The sequence below is a fragment of the Bradyrhizobium sp. FW305-F6 genome (genome assembly GCF_058782905.1).
On the sequence record NZ_JBYSYD010000016.1, the window covers coordinates 21,916 to 28,755 of the forward strand.

Here is a 6,840-nt window from a genome sequence, read left to right on the forward strand (position 1 = left end):
TTGCCTTGCATGTCGCAACCCGATCCTACCGGAGAACTGCCGGGGGCCACAGCAAAGCCGACCGCCCGCTACGGCGCTATTTGGGGGCGCGCGTCCGGGCGGCTTTGCTCGCGGTGCTATACTGCCACTGGGGACACGACCTGTAAGGGATAAGCCGCACCCTATTTTAGCGCTCTAATCCTGAGCCTGAGTACCAGCACACGAGTACGGACCTCGTCATGCGTGCACTCAGTCTTGAACAGATGACGCTGATCGGCGCGCTGGCGTCCACCAATTCACGGAGAATGTCGTCCTGCTCCGGCGACCAATTTTGCGCACCGCGCAACAGGGAGACGAACGCCACGTTGACCTCGGGCCAGCTCTTCACACGCTGCACTGCTGACTGCCCCGGTTTAACGGTGGCGGCGGCACGGTATTGCCGATAGTCCTTTTGGATCACATTCCTGCAATGGTTGATCATGAGTTCCTCCCGGCGCAATTTATTATAGCGGCGCGAGGCGGCTACGTATTTGATCCAGCGCAACTGGTTGCACTTGTTTGGGGTTACCGCCCGAAGCGCCACAATTCCTGGCGCTGCTGTGTCCTGTATCCGACGGGGAGAGAAGGTGTGCGACCCGACATTGCGCGGCGGAATCGACTGAATCGATAGAGAACGCCGAAAATGAGACGCGGAAGGTTCACTGCCAAGCTCAATTCAAACGCCCTCCAGATGATGGCGGTGCGCGCTCGTTCCAATCTGCCGGCAGCTGCTTAATTTCCGACATCAGGGTCGGCAGCCAAAGGACGAATTCTGTTCTTTTACGCTGCCACCGGGCAACCGGGCAGCCACGCCTCTATTTCTCGTGGCCACAATTTCGAACTTGGACCAGTCCCTGACTTGCCTTATCGGCTGACTTCGCTTGCGCTCTCGGATTACCATGTGAGGTGAACGCCGCCGGCGGGATATGCACGCGATGTCGGCTCATCCCCCAGACGCGCGCAAGTTCCAAATCGGTGAATCCCGCCCCCAATTTCAAATCCGAGATTCCGCTTTATCAATGAGACCGTGATGAATCATCCGATGCTCATCCACGGCACCTGGTTCTTGCCGGAGGTTGGCAACGGTGCTCGCAACACACCGTCAATATCAAGTCAGGCGCCATGCTCGACGTCGATGTTCCCGCTGTGCCGAGGGCCCTGGGCCATTGCCATCAGCTTTATCACATGGAGACAGGCATGATGCGAAAGACTGAGGTGGTTCGTCAGGGCATCTTGGCGCGATTTGCTGTCGGTATCTCCTTGGTGGCTCGGCAGCACCTGCGGGAACTGTCCCGGATCGAACGCCCTACGGCAACGTCCGGTTCGACAAGCGAGAAATGGAATGGTCTAGCGGCGAGGCGCCAGCCGAACGATCGTCGTCCTTGCACGAATTCACCAAGGCAGTGGCTCTCGTCTTTCAGTGCCCCCTCCTTGTCATGTACCACTTTGGTATCTCCGGCGCGCTCAACGGTGTGGAATCCCTTAGGTCGCCGGGTCCGGAACGGGTTGCAGATGGTTCATCTTCGTCATCATGTGAACCGCTTCTCGCACGCACATAGAGATTGATGCTGCTTCTAAAACTGATGGGCGAGCCCAATTTGATCAGGATCAAGCTTTGGCGCCTGTCTACTCCGCTTCGCGTACGAGCACCTTTCAGGCCCGCACGGAAGAAGCATCATCACAGCATGCGCGATACCTCAGTTGCCATGCGGCACGGCCTCTGCGAGAGGAATGTCGTGTCTTCGTCCCCGGCACCATAACAAAGCCCCCTTCCAATTTCTCTTGTCGCGTGGGGAATATTCGGTTCGCGCCCCCTTGTAGACCTATTATTCAAGCGGGCGTTACGCAACCCGGGAAGCTCGCTGGTTATCTTTGCCTTGAGCGATGATAGTACCAGCCCACCGCGAGAGGCGATCGCCTGGCTCAGCGCTCTCTAAGGCGCGACCGATGCGTTGAAGCAGACCGACCAGCGCATCGTTCACCTCATCAATTCCGTGTCGAGGTCTAGGCATCTTCATTATCACATTAGTCGCTCATCTCCGAGAGGCCAGGCCAAAGCGCCTTGATGTTTGCAAGGCTCTCCAGGATAGCGGAGTGCTCGAAACGAAGATTTCAAGTCCAACCGAACACCCCGACTGCTGTCCGTGAGCCCAGAGGTTCTGGCAGCGGCCGCGCCGTGGTGGGCGGCCATGATGAAGTGGCTGCATCCCATGCACGAGCCGTATGGTCGGACAGGTTTCCGCTCTCGATGGAGTCGATCGCCAATGGCGGAGCAGGTGCGTCGTAGGTGTCGCGTGTTCGTGTCCGAAGACGGTTTGCCGGGGAACGTAGAGGAGACGTTCGCGGCCGATCTGACGATGCCGAAAAGACATCGTTTAAGGCTTAGGTGGACATGTGTCGATCTGCGGACGCTAGCGCCGCATGAGCCGCGAGTCCGCGATCCCAAATTGAGAAGCTGAGTTTTCTGTCCAAAAAAGGTGAGCGACGGCGGCGGAACTAGCGCCTGTGAGCCACGAAGCCCTCTTCGGTCGCTTGCCTAGATATCGGCAAGCCTACGAACCGGTTTTCGGACCGCCATGGTAAGGTGCAAGTCTGGCAATATATTGGGCTCGGAGCTTTTGTTATCTGCGCTGCTGCGGGTGCTGAGGCGATCAGCACCGGAAGCACAACAGCACCAAAAACGAGCCCTCCGATCATGCCTCTCCAGCTCCAGTCGATGCCGACGGAAACCCCCGGCGCTTAAAGGCGGCCCGGAGTTGATTTGAATCAACCGGTTCTGCAATCAAGCGGTCATACTTGATTTTCCGACCAATGCCATTGCATCATCGTCGGATTGATCGGCTGCAGATGGGAGTCTGGTGGCGGACCATCTCACCGAAAAAGGGGAGGCCGCATGCAACCTTTGTTCAGAAATCGGCGGGCGCGCATTGTTTTGGCCACGTTGAGCCTGATGTTCCTTGACGAAACAGGTGCCAACGCCGGCACTTACGATCTCGTGCTAGAAAGGCACGTCGTGAACATTACAGGCCGCGACAATGTCGCGTTGCTGATCAATGGTCAGCTTCCCGGTCCCGTTCTTCGCTTCAAGGAAGGGGAGAATGTTGTCGTAAATGTCACAAACCACCTGGATGAAAATGCCTCGATCCACTGGCATGGGCTGATTGTTCCACCCGAAATGGACGGCGTGCCCGGCATTTCCCCTGGCTATGGCGACGGCATACCGCCGGGGCAAACCTTCACTTACCGCTTCCAGCTCAGACAGTCGGGAACCTATTGGTATCACAGCCACTCGTCCGGCGAACAGGAGCAACTCGGCATCTATGGCCCGATGATCGTCGAACCTCGCGGGCAGGATCCGTTTCGGTACGACCGCGATTACATCATCATGCTCTCCGACTGGAGTGATGACGCCAGGAGCATCATCAAGAACCTGAAGGCCGAGAGCGGCTGGTACAATTTTAACCGGCGGACTCTAGTCGGCTTGTTGCAGGAGGTGAACAAGGCGCCCTCCGACGAGGCGCGCCGCGCGATCATCAATGACCGCGTCGCCTGGTCGTTGATGCGAATGGATCCGACCGATATTTCGGACGTCTCGGCCTATACATTCCTGGCCAACGGCCGGACGCCGGAGCAGAATTTTACCGCATTGTTCAAACCCGGCGAGCGCATCCGCCTGCGCTTCATCAACGGCTCGGCCATGACGTATTTCGACGTGCGCATTCCGGGATTGAAGATGACCGTCGTCCAGGCCGACGGTAACAACGTTCAGCCCGTGGTCGTCGACGAATTTCGGTTCGGTAATGCCGAAACCTACGACGTGATCGTAAAGCCGACCGAAGACCGAGCCTATACGATTGTTGGAGAGTCGTTGGACCGCACAGGCTTTGCCCGTGCGACCCTGGCGCCCCGGCCGGGAATGATCGGCGAACTGCCCCCGCACCGGTTGCGACCGCTCGTCTCGATGGCCGAAATGGGCATGAATCTCGGCCCGAAGGGTGGCGACCGTGGCACGCTGCGCCCGGAGCAAGACATGCCGGGCCATGTCGCGCCCGAAGATCCGGTGGCGATGGCGATCGGAATGGGCGACATGGGAGCAATGTCCGGCAAGGGCGGCGCTGGCACGATGCCCGGCATGCAGCATGGGACTTCGGGAGCCAAGCCGCAGATGTCCGGTATGTCCGGTTCAAAAGACTCAAGGCGCGCCCCAAAGCCGGCGAAGCGGGACAAGGCTCCGGGCATGCCCGGGATGAACCACGGGAATATGCCGGGAATGAGCAGCGCCTCTCCCGATCGATCGGACGCCCTGGCGCAGATGCGGGCCGCGCCAGATCATTCCAGCATGCCGGGAATGGGTAGTGGAGCTCGTGGTGCTCCGCAAGTAGAAACTGGAATCCAGCAGGGACCACAAGCCTATGTCCTCCGTGGCGGCGAAGACATGGAGAGTGTCCCTGTGACGGGCGGGCACGCAGTGCCGGATCCTCTCCTCAACGACACGGGAGCTCCTCCAGGGACCAAGGTCCTTTCCTATCGGGATCTCAAAGCGCTCAATCCGTACCCGTACAAGCCCTACGATCGCATCATTGAGATGCGGCTGACTGGCAACATGCAGCGATATTTCTGGTCGATCAATGGCCGAAAGTTCAGCGAAGCCGAACCGATCGTGCTGCGGTATGGCGAGCGCGTCAGATTCCGCTTTATCAATGAGACCATGATGAATCATCCGATGCACATCCACGGCACGTGGTTCTTGCCGGAGGTTGGCAACGGTGCTCGCAATCCCAAGAAACACACCGTCAATATCAAGCCAGGCGCCACGCTCGACGTCGATGTTCCCGCTGACGCCGAAGGTCCCTGGGCATTCCATTGCCATCAGCTCTATCACATGGAGACAGGCATGATGCGAAAGATTGAGGTGGTCCGTCAGAGCATAGCGGCCGATAGGGGGCTTCGATGAATCGCGCTCAACCGATTGCGTTGATTGCCCTTGCACTTGGATCTATCTCGCTGAGCGCGCCCGCTCAAGCCCAGAGCCCGGTACCTTACGTCGAACAAACCTCATGGTGGGGATCTCGCGCCCCGAATGGAATAAGCTTCCCGGATCAGCAGCTCTTCAGCGCCTCGCGTTTCGAGAAACTCGAATGGAGCGGCCCGAATTCTGCGCGCTGGGACATGGAAGCATACATTGGAGGCGACTACGACAGGCTGGTTTTCAAGTCGGAGGGCCTCTACAGCGGTAGAACCAAGAACCTCGAGGAAGGTCAACTGCAAGTTCTTTATTCTCGTCTGATTGACTATTATTTCAACGCCCAAGCGGGCGTTCGACAGGACTTTTCAAATAGGTCGAACCGCACCTATGCTGTCATCGGCCTGCAAGGTCTCGCACCCGGCTTCATCGAAACCGACACTGATCTATACATAAGCCAGAAGGGCGAGGTCTCCGCCTCGTTCACCGCGTTTTACGATCTCCTGATCACGAACCGCCTGATACTGCAGCCCCGTATCGACCTGAGACTTCAGGCGCAGCCGGTGCCTGACCTGGAGCTGGGCAGCGGGCTTACAGATTTCGAGCTGGGGGCGCGCTTGCGTTACGAATTTACCCGCAATTTCGCGCCCTATATCGGCGTCAATTGGGACCGCAAGGTCGGTCAGACCGCGACCATTGCGAGAATTAGCGGCGAACCAGTGTCCGCGGTGTCCTTTGTCGCGGGTGTGCGGCTATTCTGGTAAGGTCTTTGAATCGAATTTTCGCGCGGGTCTTTTGGCCTGGGCAATTGTCGATGTATCAATGCGGCGAACTTCATTGCAGCGACATGCAAAATAACTTCCCTCCGCGCAGGCCTCACACATTTCTTCGAGGCAGCCTTTCAAGGCTTGACGCGCCCGATGAAGGCGAACCGTGATGTTATTCACGGTCACTCCGAGTTCAAGCGCGACCAATTCCCTGGGTTCGTCTGCGAGGTCTATTCTTCTGATTATCTCGGCTTGCTCCGTCGTCAACAAGGCAAGATATTGATGCAGACATTCGCAAATTTCCTGATCTGCTTCCGGGCTCTGATCGATGGCGAGGCGGTCGTTCAGTTCGGCCGTGAAGGATGCCCCTTGATTGCCCTGGACCTTTGACGATGGAAATCAGCAATGGTCGTTGCCAGAATCCGGCTGAGCCAGCCGCGGACAGCGTTGGCGTCCCGGAGATCGGAGGAACGTTCGAGAGCCCGCAACATGAATGCTTGCAGTACTTCTTCAGCCTCTTCCTGCACCCTAAAGCGCTTCCGCAGATAGCTCCGGAAGCGGCCGTAGCTTTCGACGAGAGCTGTTCGAACTGCTCGATCTGAAGCCATAGACGATAGTGGCGCGCTCGTTGCAGCCGCGCCTGGACGGTTGGTCCACGATGATGACATAGCAATTGCTCTGTTCGATGTTCGGCAGATTGCTTCGGTAAGGGCTGTGAGCGGCTCAAAGTGCCGAAAAACACAGCAGATGAAGCAATGGCATATGAGCGCACGCGCCCCAAAGCGGAGCGCAGCAGCCCAACACACACATGGAATTTCAGACGATAGGTGGCCGATAGCGCCGAGCGAACGTGCCTTCGTCGATCTTCAGGTCAGGCTCGGACTCGCAGCGGAAGCGCGGCATGGGGAGCGGCAGGATCGACGCAGGTTGAGGAAAAACCGCACTGAAGCACAGCGAGCCACAGCAGCCCGAATGCGCCTGTCCGACGCTTCTCTTGTCGATGTCGGCGCCCGCCTGCGGATTCCGATCGATGTCGCCCAGGATTCCGAGATGATCTCGCCCACCATTCCGATTTGAAGTCGCCCACCCGTT

At 58.1% G+C, this 6,840-nt stretch carries 7 protein-coding genes; 3 read left to right on the forward strand and 4 right to left on the reverse strand.

The genetic code is table 11. The features are described from left to right. Positions 1 to 166 precede the first annotated feature (166 nt). Positions 167 to 523 carry a hypothetical protein gene (locus tag AC3WLX_RS35940; protein ID WP_492339313.1) on the reverse strand — a complete coding sequence of 119 codons (357 nt, stop codon included), beginning with the start codon at positions 521 to 523 and terminating at the stop codon, positions 167 to 169. Between the two features lie 2,388 nt (positions 524 to 2,911). Here AC3WLX_RS35940 and AC3WLX_RS35945 point away from each other — a divergent pair. After that, positions 2,912 to 4,972, forward strand: a complete 2,061-nt coding sequence (locus AC3WLX_RS35945; RefSeq protein WP_492339314.1) for a copper resistance system multicopper oxidase — start codon at positions 2,912 to 2,914, stop codon at positions 4,970 to 4,972. Next, on the forward strand, positions 4,969 to 5,745 hold the full coding sequence (locus AC3WLX_RS35950; RefSeq protein ID WP_492339315.1) for a copper resistance protein B: 777 nt from the start codon (positions 4,969 to 4,971) through the stop codon (positions 5,743 to 5,745). Before AC3WLX_RS35945 ends, AC3WLX_RS35950 begins: the two co-directional genes overlap by 4 nt. On the opposite strand, the gene AC3WLX_RS35955 is transcribed toward AC3WLX_RS35950, so the two are convergent. After that, a complete protein-coding gene (locus AC3WLX_RS35955; protein ID WP_492339319.1) occupies positions 5,734 to 6,015 on the reverse strand; it encodes a hypothetical protein in 282 nt (93 codons plus the stop codon). The two genes, AC3WLX_RS35950 and AC3WLX_RS35955, sit on opposite strands and share 12 nt — an antisense overlap. Here AC3WLX_RS35955 and AC3WLX_RS35960 point away from each other — a divergent pair. After that, entirely contained in the window at positions 5,902 to 6,138 is a 237-nt protein-coding gene (locus AC3WLX_RS35960; protein ID WP_492339320.1) for a hypothetical protein, read from the forward strand. The two genes, AC3WLX_RS35955 and AC3WLX_RS35960, sit on opposite strands and share 114 nt — an antisense overlap. Here the strand turns inward: AC3WLX_RS35960 and AC3WLX_RS35965 are convergent. Together AC3WLX_RS35965 and AC3WLX_RS35970 are read right to left on the reverse strand one after the other, a co-directional pair. Further along, positions 6,093 to 6,416: an RNA polymerase sigma factor gene (locus tag AC3WLX_RS35965; RefSeq protein WP_492339316.1), complete on the reverse strand. Its 324-nt coding sequence runs from the start codon at positions 6,414 to 6,416 to the stop codon at positions 6,093 to 6,095. The genes AC3WLX_RS35960 and AC3WLX_RS35965 overlap by 46 nt on opposite strands. A gap of 148 nt (positions 6,417 to 6,564) precedes the next feature. Continuing rightward, a partial coding sequence (locus tag AC3WLX_RS35970) for a hypothetical protein (RefSeq protein ID WP_492339317.1) occupies positions 6,565 to 6,840 on the reverse strand: 276 nt, incomplete at its 5' end.